The sequence below is a fragment of the Sandaracinus amylolyticus genome (genome assembly GCF_021631985.1).
Taxonomy (GTDB): domain Bacteria; phylum Myxococcota_A; class Polyangia; order Polyangiales; family Sandaracinaceae; genus Sandaracinus; species Sandaracinus amylolyticus_A.
In genome coordinates this window covers 3,620,195-3,639,971 of the sequence record NZ_CP070225.1, presented here as the reverse complement: position 1 = coordinate 3,639,971, position 19,777 = coordinate 3,620,195, and the positions used below count along the sequence as shown (strand labels likewise).

At 71.9% G+C, this 19,777-nt stretch carries 15 protein-coding genes and 1 tRNA gene; 10 read left to right on the top strand and 6 right to left on the bottom strand.

What is annotated here, in order from left to right; translation table 11 throughout:
• Positions 1–14: 14 nt before the first annotated feature.
• From I5071_RS15055 to I5071_RS15035, 5 genes are read left to right on the top strand one after another with little or no spacing between them, the layout of a single operon-like run.
• A complete protein-coding gene (locus I5071_RS15055; RefSeq protein ID WP_236606147.1) occupies positions 15–383 on the top strand; it encodes a DUF503 domain-containing protein in 369 nt (122 codons plus the stop codon).
• Positions 373–768, top strand: a complete 396-nt coding sequence (rbfA, locus tag I5071_RS15050) for a 30S ribosome-binding factor RbfA (RefSeq protein ID WP_236606146.1) — start codon at positions 373–375, stop codon at positions 766–768. Before I5071_RS15055 ends, rbfA begins: the two co-directional genes overlap by 11 nt.
• Positions 765–1,733, top strand: coding sequence for a DHH family phosphoesterase (locus I5071_RS15045; protein ID WP_236606145.1), 969 nt, complete (start codon positions 765–767; stop codon positions 1,731–1,733). Before rbfA ends, I5071_RS15045 begins: the two co-directional genes overlap by 4 nt.
• A 7-nt stretch (positions 1,734–1,740) precedes the next feature.
• A complete protein-coding gene (gene truB, locus I5071_RS15040; RefSeq protein ID WP_236606144.1) occupies positions 1,741–2,661 on the top strand; it encodes a tRNA pseudouridine(55) synthase TruB in 921 nt (306 codons plus the stop codon).
• The gene (locus I5071_RS15035; RefSeq protein ID WP_236606143.1) at positions 2,658–3,302 is read left to right on the top strand and encodes a hypothetical protein; all 645 of its coding nucleotides are present in this window, start codon (positions 2,658–2,660) and stop codon (positions 3,300–3,302) included. The genes truB and I5071_RS15035 overlap by 4 nt, the downstream gene beginning before the upstream one ends.
• A gap of 450 nt (positions 3,303–3,752) precedes the next feature.
• On the opposite strand, the gene I5071_RS15030 is transcribed toward I5071_RS15035, so the two are convergent.
• Positions 3,753–3,824: transfer RNA gene (locus I5071_RS15030), tRNA-Cys, on the bottom strand.
• A 126-nt stretch (positions 3,825–3,950) separates the two neighbouring features.
• On the opposite strand from I5071_RS15030, the gene I5071_RS15025 reads away from it, so the two are divergent.
• Positions 3,951–4,808: a class I SAM-dependent methyltransferase gene (locus I5071_RS15025; RefSeq protein ID WP_236606142.1), complete on the top strand. Its 858-nt coding sequence runs from the start codon at positions 3,951–3,953 to the stop codon at positions 4,806–4,808.
• A 61-nt stretch (positions 4,809–4,869) separates the two neighbouring features.
• Here the strand turns inward: I5071_RS15025 and I5071_RS15020 are convergent, their stop codons facing one another.
• A complete protein-coding gene (locus I5071_RS15020; protein ID WP_236606141.1) occupies positions 4,870–6,936 on the bottom strand; it encodes an ATP-binding domain-containing protein in 2,067 nt (688 codons plus the stop codon).
• 110 nt (positions 6,937–7,046) lie between these two features.
• On the bottom strand, positions 7,047–7,496 hold the full coding sequence (locus tag I5071_RS15015; RefSeq protein WP_236606140.1) for a hypothetical protein: 450 nt from the start codon (positions 7,494–7,496) through the stop codon (positions 7,047–7,049).
• Between the two features lie 426 nt (positions 7,497–7,922).
• Between I5071_RS15015 and I5071_RS15010 the strand changes: the two genes are divergently transcribed.
• The 4 genes from I5071_RS15010 to I5071_RS14995 all read left to right on the top strand — a co-directional run bounded on the left by I5071_RS15010 (position 7,923) and on the right by I5071_RS14995 (position 13,981).
• Entirely contained in the window at positions 7,923–8,588 is a 666-nt protein-coding gene (locus tag I5071_RS15010) for a hypothetical protein (RefSeq protein ID WP_236606139.1), read from the top strand.
• A 490-nt stretch (positions 8,589–9,078) separates the two neighbouring features.
• A complete protein-coding gene (gene acnA / locus I5071_RS15005; RefSeq protein WP_236606138.1) occupies positions 9,079–11,868 on the top strand; it encodes an aconitate hydratase AcnA in 2,790 nt (929 codons plus the stop codon).
• Between the two features lie 89 nt (positions 11,869–11,957).
• Complete coding sequence (locus I5071_RS15000) at positions 11,958–12,863, top strand: ArsA family ATPase (protein ID WP_236606137.1); 906 nt, start codon at positions 11,958–11,960, stop codon at positions 12,861–12,863.
• Positions 12,860–13,981 (top strand): ArsA family ATPase, encoded by a 1,122-nt coding sequence (locus I5071_RS14995; RefSeq protein WP_236606136.1) that lies wholly within the window; start codon positions 12,860–12,862, stop codon positions 13,979–13,981. The genes I5071_RS15000 and I5071_RS14995 overlap by 4 nt, the downstream gene beginning before the upstream one ends.
• Here the strand turns inward: I5071_RS14995 and I5071_RS14990 are convergent.
• The 3 genes from I5071_RS14990 to I5071_RS14980 form a co-directional block, all read right to left on the bottom strand.
• Positions 13,953–15,455, bottom strand: coding sequence for a carboxypeptidase-like regulatory domain-containing protein (locus I5071_RS14990; protein ID WP_236606135.1), 1,503 nt, complete (start codon positions 15,453–15,455; stop codon positions 13,953–13,955). The two genes, I5071_RS14995 and I5071_RS14990, sit on opposite strands and share 29 nt — an antisense overlap.
• 88 nt (positions 15,456–15,543) lie before the next feature.
• The gene (locus I5071_RS14985; RefSeq protein WP_236606134.1) at positions 15,544–16,812 is read right to left on the bottom strand and encodes a glycerate kinase type-2 family protein; all 1,269 of its coding nucleotides are present in this window, start codon (positions 16,810–16,812) and stop codon (positions 15,544–15,546) included.
• Entirely contained in the window at positions 16,809–19,772 is a 2,964-nt protein-coding gene (locus tag I5071_RS14980) for a response regulator (protein WP_236606133.1), read from the bottom strand. The genes I5071_RS14985 and I5071_RS14980 overlap by 4 nt, the downstream gene beginning before the upstream one ends.
• Between the last annotated feature and the right edge of the window lie 5 nt (positions 19,773–19,777).

The window sequence follows — 19,777 nt, the reverse complement described above, 5'->3', positions numbered from 1 at the left end:
GCGGAGGAGACGTCGTGATCGTCGGCGTGTGTCGAATCGTGCTCGCGCTCCCGAGCGTCGACTCGCTCAAGGGAAAGCGCTCGATCGTGCGGCGCATCGTCGACCGCGTGAGGCACAAGTTCAACGCGGCGATCGCGGAGGTCGCGGAGATGGACGCGCATCGTCGTGCAGTGCTCGGGTTCGCGGTGGTGTCGAACGACGCGCGCCACGCGAACTCCATGATCGACACGATCGTGTCGTTCGTGAGCAGCGCGACCGAGGCGCTGGTGATCGATCGCTCGATGGAGATCGTGCACCTCGAGGATCACTTCGGCGGCGGGCTCGACGCCGCGATCGATCGCTCGTACGACGAGCCGGGCGAGGACGACGACGATGGGCGCTAGCGGAGCAGGGCGCGACAAGCGCATCGCCGAGCGGATTCGCGCGGACGTGATGGATCTCTTGCTGCGTGGCGCGATCCGCGATCCGGACGTGCAGGGCGCAGTGGTCTCGGCAGTGGACGTGACGAGCGATCTCTCGGTCGCGCGCGTGTGGCTGCGCGCGCTCGAGGGCGACGTGGACGCGGCGCGGCGCAAGCGCCTCGTGTCCGCGATGAAGCGCGCGGGCGGGTTCATCCGGCGCGAGCTCGGACGCACGCTGCAGGTGCGTCGCGTGCCGGAGCTTCGCTTCGAGTGGGACGAAGGCGCCGATCGTGCGGCGCGCGTCGAAGCGTTGCTCGACGAGATCGCGATCGAGCAGCGCGCACGGAAGGAGGACGGCGAGTCATGAGCCGTGCACGTGCAGTCGAGCTCGTTCGCGCGGGGTCGCGTTTCCTCGTGACCTGTCACGTACGCCCCGACGCGGACGCACTGGGGTCGGCCCTCGGCCTCGCGGCGATCCTGCGCTCGATCGGGAAGGACGCGGTGGTCTACAGCCAGGATGGCGTGCCTCCGCTGCTCCAGTTCCTCGACGGCAAGGAGAAGGTCGCGCGTGACGTGCCCGCAGGGCGCTTCGACGCGACGTTCGTGATGGACGCCGCGGCGCGCGAGCTCGTCCCGCCGCTGCCGCCGAGCGAGCGCAGCGGGCCCGTGGTGATCGTCGATCACCACGCCGCGGCCGATGGCTTCGGCGACGTCATCGTGCGTGAGGTCGACGCGGTCGCGACGGGCGAGGTCGTGCTGCGCCTCATGCAGTCGCTGGGCGTGAAGGACGTGCCGCGCGATGCCGCGCAGCCCGTCTACGCGGCGATCGTCGCGGACACCGGCGGCTTCCGCTACACCGGGACCAACGCGACGACGCACCGGCTCGCAGCGCAGCTGCTCGAGCAAGGTGTCGATCCCTGGCAGGTCGCCTCGCATCTCTTCGAGCGCTGGGCGCCGCAGCGCATGGCGCTGCTCGGCGAGGTGCTGCGCGCGATGAAGATCGAGCTCGACGGGCGCCTCGCGATCGTCGCCGTCGATCGCGAGATGATGGCGCGCACCGGCGCGAGCGACGACATGATCGAGGGCATGGTCAACTACGGGCGCATGCTCGAGGGCGTCGAGATCGCGGCGCTGCTCTGGAAGCCCGAGAGCAGCAACGACGTGAAGGTCAGCCTGCGCTCCGCGGGACGCGCCGATGTCGCCGCGCTCGCGGTGACGCTCGGTGGCGGCGGACATCGCGCCGCCGCGGGCGCGTCGGTGCGCAACACGGATCTCGCGACCGTCGTGGCGCGGCTGCGCGACGAGGCCGCGAAGGCGCTCGCGCGGCGCTGAGAGTCGCGTGACGCACGGCGTGCTCGTGGTCGACAAACCTCGCGGGCCGACGTCGCACGACGTCGTCGCGTGGGCTCGTCGTGCGCTCGGCACGCGCGCAGTCGGACACGCGGGCACGCTCGATCCGATGGCGACCGGTGTGCTCGTCCTCGGGATCGGCGAGGGCACGAAGCTCACGCCGTACCTGATGAGCGAGGACAAGGGGTACGAGACCACGATCGTGCTCGGGGCCGAGACCGACACGCTCGACGCCGAAGGGCGCGTTACCTCCGAGCACGACGTGCCGGCGCTCGATCGCGCGCGCGTCGAGGCTGCGTGTGCGCGCTTCGTGGGCACGTACCTGCAGCGCGCGCCGGCGGTGAGCGCGATCAAGAAGGACGGTGTCGCGCTGCACGAGCGGGTGCGTCGCGGCGAGGACGTCGAAGCGCCCGAGCGCGAGGTGCGATGCGACGCGATCGACGTGCTCGACGTGCGCGCGAGGGAGATCGACCTGCGCGTCCGGTGCGGGAAGGGCTTCTACGTGCGCTCGCTGGGGCGCGATCTCGCGCGAGCGCTGGGCACGGGAGGTCACCTCGGCGTGCTGCGTCGGACCCGCAGTGGCGCGTTCTCGGTCGATGACGCGCTCTCGGGCGAGCTCTTGCAGCGCGCCCGCGGCGGCGACGAGGACGCGAGAGCGCAGGTGCGCGCGTCGCTGCGCTCGCTCGAGGGTGCGCTCTCGACGATCACGCGTCTCGACGTCGGCGTGTCGGGCGCACGCGAGCTGCGTCACGGCCGCGCGTTTCGCATCGAGGAGCCCGCGGTGCGCGAGCCCATCGCCGCGCTCGACGAGGCTGGCGAGCTCGTCGCGATCGTGCGCTGGAACGAAGGCGCGCTGCGGGTCGTGCGTGGGTTCGCGCCGCGCACCAAGAGCGCGGAGGACGCGACGTGAGGGCATGCATCGCGGCGCTGGTCGTCATCGTGATGATGATCGGGTGTGGTGACGACGACGCGCCCGACGAGGACGCGGGCATCGACGCCGCGATCGATTCGGGGACCGACGCAGGCTCGGATGCCGGTCCGATGTGCGCGCCCGCGTGCGAGCCCGGGACGGCGTGCTGCGACGACGAGGAAGGTCCGGCCTGCGTCGCGCTCGCGAGCGACATCCATCACTGCGGCTTCTGCGGCCTCGACTGCATCGCCACGCGTCGCGGTGACTCGTGTCAGGCCGCGCAGTGCGCGTGCGGCGAGTTCGTGCTCGGGTGCGTCGGGAGCTTCGCCTCGAGCTGCTGCGTGCCGCCCGAGGGCGGAGGCCCGCCGGTGTGCGCCGACCTCGCGCGATCGCGCGAGCACTGCGGCGACTGCAACGTCGAGTGCGCCCCGGAGCAGGCCGATCGTTGCGATGGCGGCCGCTGCGTGTGCGGCGACGAACGTATCGCGTGCGCGGGCACCGACACCGATCGTTGCTGCGGCGATCGCTTCGAGGTCTTCTCGTGCGTCGACGTCACGAGCGATCGCGATCACTGCGGCGAGTGCGGCAACCGCTGCAACGCGGGCTTCCGCTGCGCCGCGGGCGAGTGCGTCCCGCTCTGAGCGCGCGGAGTGCCGATGCGCCACGTACTAGGCTTCGCCGTCGTCCTGCTCGCGGGTTGCTCGTCGCAATGGGAGCTCGGGTGCGAAGGTGATTCGTGTGGCGACGGGCGCGTGTGCGTCGTGGAGACCAGTCCCGAGCGCTCCTGGTGCACGGTGCCATGCTCGCAGGACACGGATTGCCTCGACGTCGAGGGCGTTGGCTACTCGTTCGCCGTGTGCATCCGCAACGCGTGTCAGCTCGTGAGCTGCAGGGACAGCGAACGCGATTGTCCGCAGGGTTTCACCTGCGGGGTGCTCCACGACCTGCCGCGGTGCGTCCCATCGCCCTGACGGGCGACGCTGGACGTGGATCGGGCAAACAAGCAGCACCGGCTGGGATCAGCCGGTGCTAGCGAGTGGTGCTTCCCGTGCACGATCGGCCTTTTGGCCGAGAAACACGGGATTTCAGAGAGGCGCCGAGCAGATTCGAACTGCTGTATGACGGTTTTGCAAACCGTTGCCTAACCACTTGGCTACGGCGCCGTGAAGGACCGGTTTGGTAGCACGCGCTCTCGCGGCGTTCAACCGTTGTGTGCATGTCTGGTCGAGAGCGCGCGCACGGCTCGCGACTGGAACGCTCGTCGTGACCGGTATAAGACTCCGGCCGCCATGACGAGCACCCAGGCCGAGATCGACCTTTCGTACAGCGTCTCGAACGAGTTCTTCAAGCTCTGGCTCGACGAGAACATGCACTACACCTCGGCGAGCTTCTTCACCGGGAAGGAGTCGCTCGAGGAGGCGCAGATCCAGAAGTCCCGCGTGCTCTACGAGTACGCCGAGATGACGCCCGACAAGCTCGTGCTCGACATCGGCTGCGGCTGGGGCTCGAACCTCCTCTACCACTCGACGCGCGGCACCAAGGTCGCGCACGGCATCACGCTCTCCACCGCGCAGTGCGACTGGGCGAACCAGAAGATGAACCTGCCCGTGACCTACGCGGTCAAGCTGCAGGACTTCTGGAAGTACCAGCCCGACGTGAAGTACGACGCGCTCCAGTCGATCGAGATGGTCGACCACGTCGTCTCGCCCGAGCAGGCGAACCAGGGCCTCGCGGTCGACCTCTACCGCAACTACTTCAAGCGCTGCTGGGAGCTCGCGAAGCCCGGCGCGTGGTTCGGCTTCCAGGCGATCCTCCGCGACCGCGTGCCGCGCACGAAGAAGGACCTCGAGGACCTCAAGTTCACGGCCGACGTCATCTTCCCGGGCGGCCTCAACCCCCGCCTCGAGGAGCTGATCATGGCGATCCGCCCCTACTGGGAGTGCGTCGAGATGCGCACCCAGCGCGAGAGCTACGGCAAGACCACCGGCGAGTGGCTCCGTCGTCTCCGCGAGAACGAGCGCGAGATCCGCAAGCAGTGGGGCGACCAGGTCTACGTCGACTACGAGCGCTACCTCGACACCTGCGTGCGCGCGTTCGCGAACCACTGGTCGAGCGACGTGCAGATGAAGCTGCGCCGCTGCGACTGATCGCTCGCGCATCGCACCGCACCACGAGAGCGCGCCCCCTCCGGGGCGCGCTCTTCGCGTCTCAGAGGATCGGCGAGCGCGCGCCGGGCTCGATGATCCACAGCTGGTACGTCGTGCGCGTGACCGCGACGTGCAGCCTCCGCCGCGACTCGCGATCGTCGGGGTAGGTCCGCGCGCTCACGTCGGGCAGCACCACGTAGTCGAACTCGAGGCCCTTCACCGCGTCGACGTGGGTCACGTCGATGCCGGGCTCGAACGTGAAGTCGCCCTCGAGCACCAGCCGCACCCGCGGCGTGTCCGAGAGCGCGTCGTGGGCGCGCCGCGCCGCGTCCTCGTCGCTCGCGATGATCGCGATCGACGCGCGCGGCTCGCGCTCCGCGAGGTCTCGCACCGCGCTCGCCATCACGAGCTGCGCGTGCGCCTCGTCGGGGAACGCATCGCGCACGACGGGCACACCCTCGCGCGCCGCGCGCACCGCCTCCTCGGGCGCCTGCTCGCCGAGGATCGTCCGCGCGAGCTGCGCGACCGGGCGCGGGCAGCGATACGAGATCGACAGCTTCACCTGGCTCGCGCCCTTCGCGCCGAGCGCGTCGAGCGAGCGCGACCACCCCGCGAACCCGGTGCCCGTCTGCTGCGCGTCGTCGCCCGCGAGCGTGACGCTCGGCGGCTGCTGCACCAGCGCGCGCAGCACCGAGAGCTCGAAGAGCGAGAAGTCCTCCGCCTCGTCGAGCACCAGGTGCGCGATGCGCGCGCTCCCGATCCCGCCGCGCCACGCTCGCAGCCACAAGTAGATCGGTAGGTCCTCGAGATCGATCGAGCCCGCCGTCGCCTCGGGCGTGTCCTCCCAGACCTGACGCCCGTCGATCGTCGTCTTCGCCGCGGCGTCGGTGATGCTCGCGAGCTCCTTCTCGGGCGAGTCGGAGAGCTGACGCATCGTGTGGCGCACCGTCTCCTCGATCGCGCTCTTCGGCAGATCGCCTTTCGAGGCTTCGACCACGCGCCCGAGGATCTCGTAGTCGCTCATGATCGGCGCGAGCGCGCGCTGCAGCTTCCGCACGTTGCGCGTGCGCTCGGGCGCGAGGCTCGCGCAGCGCGCCCGCAGCGCGTCGAAGAGCGCGGGGTGCCGCTTGAGGCGCACCACGATCGCCGGCGTCTCCTGCCCGATGCGCGGCACGCCGCCGAACGTCTCCTTCGCGAGCGTCAGCGCCCAGTGATCGAGGGTCGAGACCTGCTGCGCGCCCTGCACCCCGAGCGGCTCGAGCAACCGCCGCGACAGTCGCGCGAGGCCTTCCTCGGGCACGATCACGCGCACCCGATCGACCGGATACCGCGACGGCTCGCGCGCGGTGACGCGCGCCAGCCGATGCAGCGCGACCGTGGTCTTGCCGCTGCCCGCACTGCCGATCACCAGCAGCGGCTTCGAGGGCGGCGCCGCGATCGCCGCGTGCTGCTCCGCGTCGAGCAGCGCGGTCACGTCGGCGCGCGCCGCGCGTCCTTCCGCGCCCACGCCGATGCCCAGCGATCCCTTGCGCGCCGCGACCCCCGCGCCGCCGCCCGCGAGCCCGATCTCGTGATCGTCCTGCCATCCACCGTCGCCGCGCGAGAGCGCGATGCCGTCGCCGAGGATGCGCGTGAGCTCGCCGCGCTCGATCACCACCACCCGCCGCGCGAGCACCATGCCGGTCACGAGCCGCCCCGCGATCTCCTCCTCGTACTCGTCTCCCTCGCGATAGCGATAGAAGACCTGCGCGATGGGCGCGGTGCGCCAGTCCACCACCCGCACGTCGCTGCGGGGATCGACGTAGCTCGCGTGCCCGAGCACGTAATCGCGCACGCCGCGCTCGTCCTCGACCCGCAGGTGCGCGACGTACGGATGATCGGGATCGGGCAGCGCGCTCGGCTCCTGACGCTCGCGCAGCCGCTGCCGCACCGTCATCTCGTGCAGCAGCGCGGGCAGGTCGTCGTCGGCGCTCTGCTGCGCTTCCTCGCGCAGCGCGCGCAGCTCGCCGGCGTCGCGCAGCCCGTCGTGCGTCGCGCGAGCGTGCTCGGCGCGCTGCAGCGCCGCGCGCACGCGCGTGAGCAGCGCCTCTTCTTCGGCGACGACGGCGTCGGTCATCAGAGCGTCCATGTCGGTCCCTCCGTGCGCATCACGAGCCGCCGAACCTGCGGACCTCGGAGGGCTCCGTCAACCCGTTGAAAATGCACGGGAAGACGTGTGATGATGATCCTCGCGGGGCGCTACTCGCACACGGTGCCGGTTCGCTCGAACAGGATCTCGCCGTTCACGAGGAAGAGGTCGTAGCGCTGGGTGCACGTGACGCCGAAGCTCGTCGTCTCTTGCACGAAGAACTGTCGGAGCGCGTCGAGCGCTCCGTCGACCGTGCGGTGAGTGGTCGTGCGGTACCGGAGCTCGTTCGAGTAGCGGGGCTCGCCGTCGGCGTCGTACTCGGTGTAGAGGGTGCCGCCCGTCGCGACGTTCGCCAGCACGCCGTTCGGCGTGATGACGGTCTGGACGAAGCCCCAGTTCTCGTAGCAGTACGTGATCGGGTCCTCGGGGATCGAGAGGCAGTAGGAGTCTCGGAACCGGAGCGGGCGCTCGTCGGCGGCAGCTGTTCCGGGGACCGAGGCGAGCGTCGTCGCGACCAGGAAGAGGGCGGCGACTCCGAGCGATCGAGCATTCGTCTGCATGCGGCCGATCCTTTCGAGTGCGCACATAGGCAGACGCGGTCGGGCGCGCAGCTCCGCGTGCGTGCGTCCCGTGTTCCTCCGCCGCGGCGTTTCGCTTCGCCCGCCGGGGTGACGGAGACCTCGGAGAGCGCGCGCGCTTCTCGTAGGTGGGTGATCTCGAGGACGCGCTCGTCGGCTCGCGAGAGCGCGATCTCGAGGTCACGCACTCTTCGGGTCGTACTGACCGTGGGGCTTCGGTGTGCACTCGCTCCAGGTGCGCGCTGCGCGCGCACGTCGCTCTGCTGTTTCGTTCGGGTCTCGTCGAGCGGGCCGCTCGTGGTGGGGTTGCTTCGCGATGGAGCGGATCTCGAGTCCCCGCAGATCGTGCTCGGCGGCCGACGCGGACCCGGACCCGCACTGCTACGCTCGCCGCGGGGAGGGCATCACATGCCGCGCAAGCTGAGCTCCGACGAGACGCTCGACACCTTCGAAGACGAGATCCTCTACACCCGCGCCGCGATCGAGGCCGACGAGGACGCTGCCGATCTGCTCACAGACACCGACGATTGGCTCGCCCTCGTCGACGCGCAGCGCGCCCGTGATCGCTCGGCGCGCATCGCCGAGACGAGCGCGAGCGCGCAGCGCGCGGTCGCGAACGGCCGCCTCGACGACGCGTGCATCCGGTTCGCGAAGCAGCTCGCGCTCGACGTCCCGACGTCCTCGCCGCGCTGGAAGCGCTTCTTCTCTCGCGCGCCCAGCCAGTGGGTGATGCAGCGCCTGGTCAGCCAGATCGCGGCGGTCCGGGGCTGGCTGACGATCGAAGGCGACGCGGCGCTCGACGCGCACCGCGCCGTGCTGACGCGGTGGAGCGACGCCGCGCAGGCCGCGCTCGATCGCACCGCTGCGAGCGCGCAGGTCCGCGGCGCTGCGAAGATCGGCCGCGAGGAGCTGGCCGACGATCTCACGCGCGAGCGCGATGGCCTGCACGCCGCGCTCACCGCGCGCGCGACCGAGCGAGGCCTCCCGCGCGAGTGGGCCGCGCGCTTCTTCCGCACCGAGACGCGCCGCGGCGATCGCGACGCGGACGCGCCGGGGCCGACGCCCGCGCCCTGACGATCGCGGCGCGCGATCGAACGCTTCGAAGCGGCATCGGTGACGTGCGCGGAGCGTGATCGAACGCTTCGAACGCGCTCCGCGACGTCACCGGAGGCCGCTCCAACGCTTCGAACGTGCACCGCGGGCGTCGCCGGAGGTGATTCGAAGGCTTCGAACGCGCTCCCCGAACGTCGCCGGAGGTGATTCGAAGGCTTCGAACGCGCTCCCCGGGCGTCGCCGGAGGTGATTCGAAGGCTTCGAACGCGCTCCGCGACGCCACGGGCGGCGCCTCGCCGGCTCCGATGAGGCCCCGGAGCTGCTTCGCACACGTCGATCGGGCTCTGTGATCGCCCCGACGCCTTCGTGGCCGCGCGCTCGCTCGTCCCCCGTCGTTCACGGCGCCCGCCGAGTGCTCCGGCTCGGCTGCTCCGCCTGTCTTTGGTGGCCTCCGTCTCTGAACCGCGGCTCAGTGCGACCCCCTGCCCGTCGTGGTAGAAGCGCGCTCGCCATGGCCACCACGACGACGCATCCGGATTCCTTCAAGAGCCGCGCGACCATCGACGTCGGCGGGACGAAGTACGAGCTCTTCCGACTCGACGCGCTGAAGGGCGTGGGCGACGTCGAGACGCTGCCGTTCTCGATCAAAGTCCTCCTCGAGAACCTGCTGCGCCTCGAGGACGGGAAGAACGTCACGCGCGCGACCATCGAGGCGCTCGCGAAGTACGACCCGAAGAACGTCGGCGACACCGAGATCTCGTACACGCCCGCGCGCGTGCTCCTGCAGGACTTCACGGGCGTCCCGTGCGTCGTCGACCTCGCGTCGATGCGCGAGGGCCTCGCGGCGATGGGCGGCGACCCCAAGAAGATCAACCCGCTCCAGCCGGTCGATCTCGTCATCGATCACTCGGTGCAGGTCGACGCGTTCGGCACGCTGCGCTCCTTCGAGGAGAACGTGAAGCTCGAGTTCGAGCGCAACGGCGAGCGCTACAAGTTCCTCAAGTGGGGCCAGGGCGCGTTCGACAACTTCCGCGTCGTGCCGCCGGGCACCGGCATCGTCCACCAGGTCAACATCGAGTACCTCGCGCCGGTCGTGTTCGTGCGCGACTCGGGCGGCACGAAGCAGGCGTATCCCGACACGCTCGTCGGCACCGACTCGCACACCACGATGGTCAACGGCCTCGGCGTGCTGGGCTGGGGCGTCGGCGGCATCGAGGCCGAGGCGGCGATGCTCGGTCAGCCTGTCGCGATGCTGATCCCCGAGGTGATCGGCTTCGAGCTCAAGGGCGCGCTCAAGCCCGGCGTGACCGCGACCGACCTCGTGCTGACGGTCACCCAGATGCTCCGCAAGAAGGGCGTCGTCGGGAAGTTCGTCGAGTTCTACGGCGCGGGCATGGTCTCGCTGCCGCTCGCGGATCGCGCGACGATCGCGAACATGGCGCCCGAGTACGGCGCGACGATGGGCTTCTTCCCGGTCGACGAGAAGACGCTCGACTACCTGCGCCTCACCGGCCGCAGCGCGGACCAGATCGCGCTGGTCGAGCGCTACTGCAAGGAGCAGGGCCTCTTCCACACGAGCGAGACGAAGACCCCGCGCTTCACCGACACGCTCTCGCTCGACCTCGGCGACGTGGTGCCCTCGCTCGCGGGCCCGAAGCGCCCGCAGGACCGCGTGGCGCTCGCGGACATGAAGCGCACCTGGCGCCGCGGCCTCGTCGGGTTCCTCACCAAGGAGATGCCGGCGGAGAGCACGGGCGCGCTCGACGCGTGGCTCAACGAGGGCGGCCACGACGCGATCACCGACGCGAAGGCGAAGGCGGCGATCACGAAGCGTGTGTCGTGCGAGCTGCCGCGCGCGGGCAAGTTCGACATCGGCCACGGCGACGTGGTGATCGCGGCGATCACGAGCTGCACGAACACGTCGAACCCGAGCGTGCTGATCGCGGCGGGCCTCGTCGCGAAGAAGGCGGTCGAGAAGGGCCTGCAGGTCAAGCCCTGGGTGAAGACCTCGCTCGCGCCGGGCTCGCAGGTCGTGACCGAGTACCTGAAGGACTCGGGGCTGCTCACGTACCTCGAGCAGCTGCACTTCAACGTGGTCGGCTACGGCTGCACGACGTGCATCGGGAACTCGGGCCCGCTCGAGGACGAGATCAGCGCGTCGATCAAGCAGGGTGATCTGGTCGCGGTGTCGGTGCTCAGCGGCAACCGCAACTTCGAGGGCCGCGTGTCGCCCGACGTGAAGGCGAACTACCTCGCGTCGCCTCCGCTGGTCGTCGCGTACGCGCTCGCGGGCAGCGTCGATCGCGACCTGCAGAGCGAGCCGATCGGGACCGGCAAGGACGGCAAGCCGGTGTTCCTGAAGGACATCTGGCCGACGCCGGAAGAGGTCGCGAAGGCGGTCTCGACGCACGTGAAGCGCGAGCAGTTCGAGTCGCGCTACGCCGACGTGTTCCGCGGCCCCGAGCAGTGGCAGAAGACCGAGGCGCCGAAGGGCGCGACGTTCTCGTGGGACGACGCGTCGACCTACGCGCGCAAGGCGCCGTTCTTCGAGGGCATGAGCAAGAACGTGCCGCCGCCCGCGGGCGACATCCACGGCGCGCGCGCGCTCGCGCTGCTCGGTGACTCGGTCACGACCGATCACATCTCGCCGGCCGGCAACATCAAGGCGGACTCGCCCGCGGGTAAGTACCTGCAGAGCAAGGGCGTCGCGCCGCGCGACTTCAACCAGTACGGCGCGCGCCGCGGCAACCACGAGGTGATGGTGCGCGGCACGTTCGCGAACATCCGCCTCCGCAACCAGGTCGCGCCGGGCACCGAGGGCGGCGTGACCAAGCACTTCGCGAACGACACGACGTTCGACGGGCCGGTCACGTCGATCTACGAGGCGAGCGAGAAGTACATCGCGAGCAAGACGCCGCTCGTGGTGATCGCGGGCAAGGAGTACGGCACCGGCAGCTCGCGCGACTGGGCGGCGAAGGGCACGTACCTGCTCGGCGTGAAGGCGGTCATCGCGGAGAGCTTCGAGCGCATCCACCGCTCGAACCTGGTCGGGATGGGCGTGCTGCCGCTCGAGTTCACCGGCGGGATGAACGCGCAGTCGCTCGGGCTGGTCGGCAACGAGGTGTTCTCGATCGTCGGCATCGCGGGCGGGCTGACGCCGGGCAAGGTGCTGACGGTGAACGTGAGCGGACCGAGCGGCGCCAAGGCGTTCCAGGTGAAGGCGCGCGTCGATACGCCGGCCGAGGTCGAGTACATGCTGCACGGCGGGATCCTGCAGTACGTGCTGCGTCAGCTCGCCTGACACGGGAGATCGTTGGAGCTCCAACGATCGAGACACGGGCGTCGTGATCGTGCGATCACGGCGCCCGTGCGCATTTCCGGAGGGCGAGGGTGATCGATCCGCGCGCGCGTGCGCTGCAGCTCGTCACCGGGAAGGGCGGCGTCGGGAAGTCGACGCTGGTCGCGGCGCTCGCGCTCGCGTGGGCGGAGCGGGGGCGTCGGCCGTTGGTGGTCGAGCTCGGACGGCGCGCCTCGATCGAGAGCGTGATCGCCGGCGCGCCGCACGTCGGGTGGGATCCGATCGAGGTCGCGCCCGGGGTGCACGCGACGAACATCGAGGGCGGGCGCGCGGTGCTCGAGGTGCTGGCGCGATGGGTGCGGGTGCGTCGCCTCGCGCAGCGCGCGCTGCGCAGCGAGGTGATGCAGGCGTTCGTCGATGCCGCCCCCGGCGTGATCGAGATGGCGACGATGGAGCGCATCCTCGAGCTGCTCGGTGAGGGCTGGGACCCGGTGTTGGTCGACGCGGACGCGAGCGGGCACGCGCTGATGTTCCTCGGGCTGCCCCAGGTGTTCGACGAGCTGGGCGCGGCGGGGCCGGTGGCGGCGCTGCTCGCGCGGACGCGCGGGCTCTTCGCCGACGTGCGGCGATCGGCGCTGCACCTCGTGACGCTGCCGGGCGCGCTGCCCGTGCAGGAGACGATCGAGCTCGAGGCGCGGCTGCGCGAGCACGGGCACGTGGCGCTCGGCGCGGTGTTCGTGTCGCGCGCGCCCGATGCGCCGCGGGTCTCGGGCGAGCGCGTCGAGGTGCTGCGGGCCCACGCGGGCGGCGCGCTGGCATCGGAGCTCGCATGGCTGGCGCGCGACGTCGCGCTCGCGGAGGAAGCGCGGGCGCGGATCGAGGCGCTGCGGGCACGGCTGGGGCGCGAGGTCGTCGAGCTGCCCGAGATCGACGAGGCGCGCCCGAGCGTCGAGGCGCTGCGCGCGCTCGGGCGGGTCGCGCTGCGAGGGGTGGCGTGATCCCGTCGCGGCAGACGCGCCTGCTGGTCTGCGTGGGGCCGGGCGGGGTGGGGAAGACGACCGTCGCAGCGGCGCTCGCGGTGCGCGCCGCGAGCGAAGGGCGCCGGGTGTTCCTGCTGACGATCGATCCCGCGCGCCGGCTCGCGGACGCGCTCTCGATCTCGCTCGACGACGAGGCGTCCGAGGTGCGCGTCGACGGCCCGGGGCGGCTCGATGCCGCGATGCTCGACACGCGCGCGAGCTGGGACGCGTTCGTGGCGCGGGTCGCGCACGACGACGAGACGCGCGCCCGCATCCAGCACAACCGCGTGTACCAGGCGTTCTCGCGGACCCTGGCGCGCTCGCACGCCTACGTGGCGATGGAGCGGCTCCATCACGTGCTCGCGGCGCGGGATGCGGACGGGAGAGCGCGCTGGGATCTGGTGGTGCTCGACACGCCGCCGACGCGCAGCGCGCTCGACGTGCTCGACGCGCCGTCGAGCCTGACGCGCTTCGTCGACGAGCGCGTGGTCGGTGCGTTCCTCGGCGGAGGTGCGCCGGGCGCCGCGGTCGCGAAGCGTGTGCTCGGGTGGATCATGGGCGAGCGGCTCGCGGGCGAGCTCGCGACGTTCCTCGCGGTGTTCGCGCCGCTGCGCGCCGGGTTCGCGGCGCGCGCGAGCGAGGTGCACGCCCAGCTGGTCGCGCCCTCGACGTCGTTCGCGCTGGTCGCGGCGCCGCTCGCGGCGCACCTCGGGGACGCGGCGTTCCTCGCGGGCGATCTCGCGCGCCGGGGGATCGCGCTCGATGCGCTCGTGGTGAACCGCGCGTTCCACGTCGCGCCGGGTGTGCACGAGCGCGAGCTCGACGAGACACGCGCGCTCGCGGTGCTCGCCTCGGCGCCGGGTGGTGATCCGCGGGAGGCGCGCCTGGTGCTCGATGAAGCGCGCCGCAGCCGGATGCGCGCGCAGAACGACGACGCGCGCGCCGAGCTCGCCACCCACGAGCTCGCCCGCGAGACCCGGGCCGCCCGCACGATCACGCTGCCGCGCCTGCCGCGTGAGCCCGTGACCGCCGAGGCGCTGCGCGCGCTGGTCGACGCCGCGCGCGAGGTCAGCGCTGGCGCAGCAGCTGCGCGTTGAGCAGCACGACGCCGCGCTCGACGACCTCGACGTGACGCGTCTGGGCGCGATGCCCGGGCGCGCGCACCTCGACGTCGTACCGACCGGGCGGCACTGCGGCCTCGAACGCACCGTCCGCGTCGGTCGAGAGCTCGATGCCGAGCGGCTGGATGCGGATCGACGCGCCCGCGAGCGGCCGTCCGTCCGAGCCCTGGATCGTCCCGCGGATCTCGCCCGGCGGGAGCGTCACGGTCATGCGCGTCGCGACCTCGATCGGCGCGCTGCCGGCGACGACCTCGACCGTCGTCTCGAAGGGATCACGGCCGTCACGACGCACCACCACGCGCGCGCTGCCCGCGGGCACGCCCTCGACGGTCCACCGGCCGTCGGCGTCGCTGGTGGTCGTGAGCGGCGCGGTGCCGTCGGCGGGGTGGACCTCGATCGTCGCGCCCGCGACCGGTGCGCCGCTCTCGTCCACCACGCGGCCGGTCAGCGCGCCGGTCGGGCGCAGGCCCTCGTCGCGCCCGCCCTGCTCGCCGTCTTCCTCGCCGCCCCCGGCTCCGCCATCGCCCGCGCTCGGCCCCACGCCGAAGCGCAGCCCGGCGGTGAGCGTGATCGTGAAGCGCGGATCGATCGGCGCCGCCGGACCACCGCTCGCGATGAACGAAGGCTGCACCTCGCTCGCGAGCACGTCCGCGTAGAGACCGAGCTCGAGCAGCTCCTCGAACGCGCGCACGCGCGCCCCGAGGACGAGGTGCAGCGGCGAGCCACCGACGCTCGGCGCGCCATCGCCGACGAGGATGCGCCACGAGAGCTCCGCGAGCGCCTCGACGATCCCGACGCGCAGGATCCCGCCGACCCCGGCGAGCACGGCGTGGAAGTCACTGACCCCGAGGCTCAGTCGATCCTCGTCGGAGAGCCGATCGCTCACGCTGCGCGGCGTCGCGGCGCGCGAGTTGTCGAGGAGCCCGCCGACCGCCGCGGTGACGGTCAGGTGCATGTCCTCGCCGAGCCGCGCGCGGTACGAGCCCACCGCGCGCCCGCGCACCGAGGTCGACTCGGGCGCCAGCGAGGGCGCGTCGCTGCCGTACATCCAGACCGCGCCGTCGAGCCCGATGCCGAGCCCCTCGATCGGCTCGGCCGCGAGCCGCAGCGTCAGCATCGGGAACCCGAGCAGCCCGCCGTCGGACTGGGTCCCGTGCGTCACGTCGTCCCAGCGGCCCTGGATCTGGAGACCGATGCCGAGCCACGGCACCGGCGAGAACGAGCCTGCGAGGGCGCCCACGAGCCGGTAGCGGGTCGAGTCCTCCCAGGGCTCGTCGATCGAGAGCCCGAGCCCGCCGACCCCGACCAGCGTCCCCGAGAGCTCGGGCCGCAGCACCGCGACCGGCACCTGGTAGACGCCTGCGAGCGCGTCCGGCGCGTCGCCGACGACCGTCGTGCGTGGCTGCGCCGCGGCGCTGCCCACGAACGCCAGGAGGGCGGCGAGCAGCACTGCCGCCCCCGTCCCGGCACGAACACACCCCGCGCGAGCCATCAGCTGGAGCGAGACATCGGCGGAAGAGCGCATCCGTGGTCGGAGGCTAACGGGTCGTGGCATTCCGCCGCAATCGTCTCTGCGCGTGATCGATCCAGATCCAGACGTCGGCGACGTTCGTGCCCGTCGGTCCGGTCACGAGCCGCGCGCCCGTGGCCTCGAAGAACGCGTGGGAGTCGTCGTCGTCGAGCAAAGCGTGACCGTCGAGCCCGAGGATCGCGGCACGCGTGACGACGTCTTCGTCGACCCACACCGCGGCGGCGTCGCTCGATCCGTCGACTCCGTCGGTCGCGATCGCGACGAAGGTCCCGTCCGGCGCGCCCTCGTTCGCGACGGCGAGCGCGGCCGCCTGGTTGCGCCCTCCACGGCCACGACCGCGCACGCTCACGGTGCTCTCGCCGCCCGCGATCCACACGTCGAGCTCGTCGCGCGCGCACTGCGCCCGCGCATCACGCACGAAGCGAGGCCCCGAGACGCGCGCCTCACCCGCGATCCGCTGCGCGTCGATGCCCACTCGGAGCCCCCGTCGCTCGGCCTCGGCGCGCGCACCGTCGATCGCGGTGCCCACGTCCGCGGCGACCACCTCGCGCACCCTCGCGAAGACGTCGTCGCCGGGTCGTGAGTCGGCGCGTGTCGCGATCGCGCGTCGCGCCGCGGGTGAGAGCATGCCCTCGACACCACGCCGCGCGATCACCTCGCGGGGATCGGGAGACGGTGCGGGGCGCGCACAAGGCCCCGACGCGACCAGCGAGGTCGGCCCCGCCGTGACGTCCGAGATCACCACGACCAGCACCTCGGCAGGGAAGAGCGCCTCCGCGAGCCCGCCGCCCTTGAGTCGCGAGAGGCAGCGCCGCACCGCGTTCAGCTCCGCGATGTCCGCGCCAGCGTGCATCAATGCGCGTGCGACGCGCGCGATCTCGTCGATGGTCACACCCTCGACCGGTCGCTCCAACATCGCCGAGCCGCCGCCCGACAGCAGCACCAGCGCGCGGTCCCCGGCGCCGAGCGAGCGCGCGAGCGCCTCGATCTCCGCGCCGTGCTCTGCTGCGTCGGCGGCGGGCGCGGGATGCGCGCCGCGCCGCACCACGATCCCCGGATGCGCGAACGGCGCCGCATCCAGCGCGATGACGACGCCGCGCGAGACCTCGAGCTCTTCGAGCGCGGCCTCGGTCATCCCCCGCGCGGCCTTGCCGAACGCGAAGAGCGTCCACGGGCCGCGCGCCGCTTCACGACGGAGCACGTCGCGCGTGCACACGCGCGGGTCGACGGCGGCGATCGCCGCGTGCGCGAGCGCGCTCGCGAGGTCCGCGCTCACGCGTCTTCGGGGCGGTTCGCCTTCTGATCCTCGAGCAGGCTCAGGCTGATCGCGAGCGCGCGCCGCGCCCGCTCGAGCAGCTGGGTGTCCGTGTCGATCTTCCCGCGTGCCTTGGCGAGGCTGCCGGTCAGCGAGCGCTCGCTGCTCTCGAGCGACTGGATGCGGCGCGCCTGCTCCGCGGACACCGACTCGAGCTGCTCGATGCGCGCGCGCGCATTCGCGAGCGCGGCCTTCGTGTCGTCGAGGTCGCGTACGCGCGCAGCGAGGTCGTTCCTCGTCGACGCGAGCTGTCCCTGCGTCGACGCGAGCTGTCCCTGAGTCGACGCGAGCTCGCCCTGGGTGCGCTCGAGCTCGCCCGCGGTCGACGCGAGCTCACCGCGCGTCGTCTCGAGCACGCTCTTGGTCGTCTCGAGCTCCGCGCTCGTGCTCTCGAGCTCGGCCGCGGTCGCTTCGAGCGCCGCCTTCGTCGAGGAGAGCTCGCCGCGCGTGGTCCCGAGGTCGCCCTTCGTGGTCGAGAGCTCGCTGCGGGTGCTCGCGAGGTCGCTCTTGGTGTTCGCGAGCTCGCTCTTGGTGCTCGCGAGCTCGCCCTTCGTCGCCTCGAGCTCGCCCTGCGTGGCAGCGAGCTCGCTGCGCGTCGCCTCGAGCGCGGCGCTCGTCTGGGCCAGCTCTCCGCGCGTCGCATCGAGCGCGCCCTTGGTCTCGCCGAGCTCGTCCTTCGTCGCGCTGAGCTCGCCGCGCGTCGCGTCGAGCGCGCTCTGCGTCGTGTCGAGCTCGCCCTTCGTCGACTCGAGCTCGCCGCGCGTGCTCGCGAGCGTCGCCTTCGTCGCGTCGAGATCGCTGCGCGTCGAAGCGAGCGTCGCCTTCGTCTGCGCGAGCTCGCCCTGGGTGCTCTCGAGCGTCGCCTTCGTCGCGTCGAGATCACTCTGCGTCTGCTCGAGCTTCTCGACCGTCACCGCGTTGGTCGACTCGGCCTCTGCGAGCTTGCGACCGAGCGCGGCGAGCTCGCCCGAGTGCTTGCGCTCGGCGTCGTCGGTCGCCTTGCGGTGCGCGCCTTCGAGCTCGGCGCGCAGCGCGACCAGCGCCGCGTCCTTCGCACGCGCCGCCTCGGCGAGCGCTTCGTCCTTCGAGCGCGCGGCGCCGGCGAGCGCGTCGTCCTTGCTGCGCGCGGCATCCGCGAGCGCGGCTTCCTTGGTGCGCGCGGCGTCGGCCAGCGCGTCCTCGCGCTGCTGATCGAGCTCGGCGCGCAGCGCGGCCAGCGCCTGCTCGTGCGCCGCCGCTGCCGCTGCGAGCGCCTGCTCCTGCGCCGCCGCCGCGTCCGCTGCCGCCTGCTCCTGCGCGACCGCCGCCGCGGCGCGCGTCGACGCGAGCGCGCCCGTGTGCTCCTCGCGCAGCTTCGTCGTCGCGGCCTCGTGGGCGCGCCGCGCGTCGTCCATCGCGACCGCGTGCCGCGCGTCGGCCTCGGCCGACTGCTCCTCGAAGCGACGCTCGAGATCCGCGATGGTGCTCGCGTTCTCCTCGCGCATCGCCTCGATCGCCGCGGCGTTCTCCTCCGCGAGCCGCGCGACGTCCGCCGCGCGCGCGTTCTTCTCGGCGTCGAGCTCGTCGCCGATCTTCTTCGCCTTCGCCTCGGCGCGCTCGAGCCGGGCCTTCGTGTCCTCGGCGCGCTTGTTCGCCGCGTCCTTGTCCGACGAGAGCGCCTCGATGCGATCCTTGTGGTCGGCGATCTCGCGCTCGAGCTCGAGGTGCCTGTCGCTCGCGTCCGCCTTCTCGCGCTCGAGGCCGAGGTTCTTGTCGCGCAGATCGAGCAGCTGCTTGTCGCGCCCGGAGACCTGATCCTTGAGGTCGAGGATCTCCTTGTCCTTCTTGTTGAGCGCCTCGCGGAGATCGAGGAACTCGCGGCTCGAGATGCCGCCTCCGCGCGCTGCCTGCGCGGTCGTCTTCTTGAGGTCGGCGACCTCGCGCTCCAGGCGCTCGATCTCCGCCTGCTTGCGCGGGAGCGTCGAGGCCTGCTCCTCGGCCTCGTCGAGCTTGCGCTTCGCGTCCGCGACCTCGTCGCGCAGCGTCGTGCGCTCGGTCTCGAGGGCAGTGCGCTCGCTCTCCAGTGCCGTGCGCTGCGTCTCGAGCGCCGCGATGCGCTCGCGCAGCTCGATCAGCGCGCTCTCGTCGACGGCGGGCGGCGGCGGGGCGACGCTCGCAGCCTTCGGCGGCGGGGCGACGCTCGCGGCCTTCGGCGTCTGCAGCGCAGCGGCGGCGACGCGCGGCGGCGTCGCGGCGATCGACGCGGGCCGGGGCGGGGGCGTGCTGCGCCCGGCCGGCGGCTTCGGCGCGGCGGGCGCGGGCTCGGCCTTCTTCGGCGCTGCCGGCGCGAGCAGGCCGGGCGGGATCACGCCGACCGTCGTCGCCTCCTCCTCGCCGCCGTCGAGCATCAGCGAGTCGAACGCGTTGTCCGCGAAGGCATCGATCTCTTCGTCGACGTTCTTGCGCGAGAGCATGTCGGTCGGCTCGGGATCCTCGGCCTCGAGCGCGACCTCGACGTCGGCCTCGAGCGCGATCGGCTCGGCCGCCGACTCCTCGAGCGAGAGCGGATCGAGCGCGACGAGCGCTCCGACCTTCTCGACGAGGTCGTCCACCGAGATCGGCTTGCGGAGGTAGTCCTCGGCGCGCGTGCGCAGCTTCCGGTGCTGCTCGAAGATCTCCTCGGTCGCCTCGCTCGAGAGGATGATCACCGGGATCGACGCGGTCTCCGGTGCCTTCTTGAGCTTCTTGCAGACGAGGAACCCGTTCATCTGCGGGAGCTCGATCGTCAGCAGGATCAGATCCGGGCGGTCCTGCGAAGCGCGATCGACGCCGGCGTTGCCGTCATCCGTGATCTCGACGTTCGCCCCGTGTCGCCTGAGCCTCGCGCTCACCTCGTTCGCGAAATCGGCGTCGCTCTCGAAGAACAGGATGCGCTTGCCCATGAGCT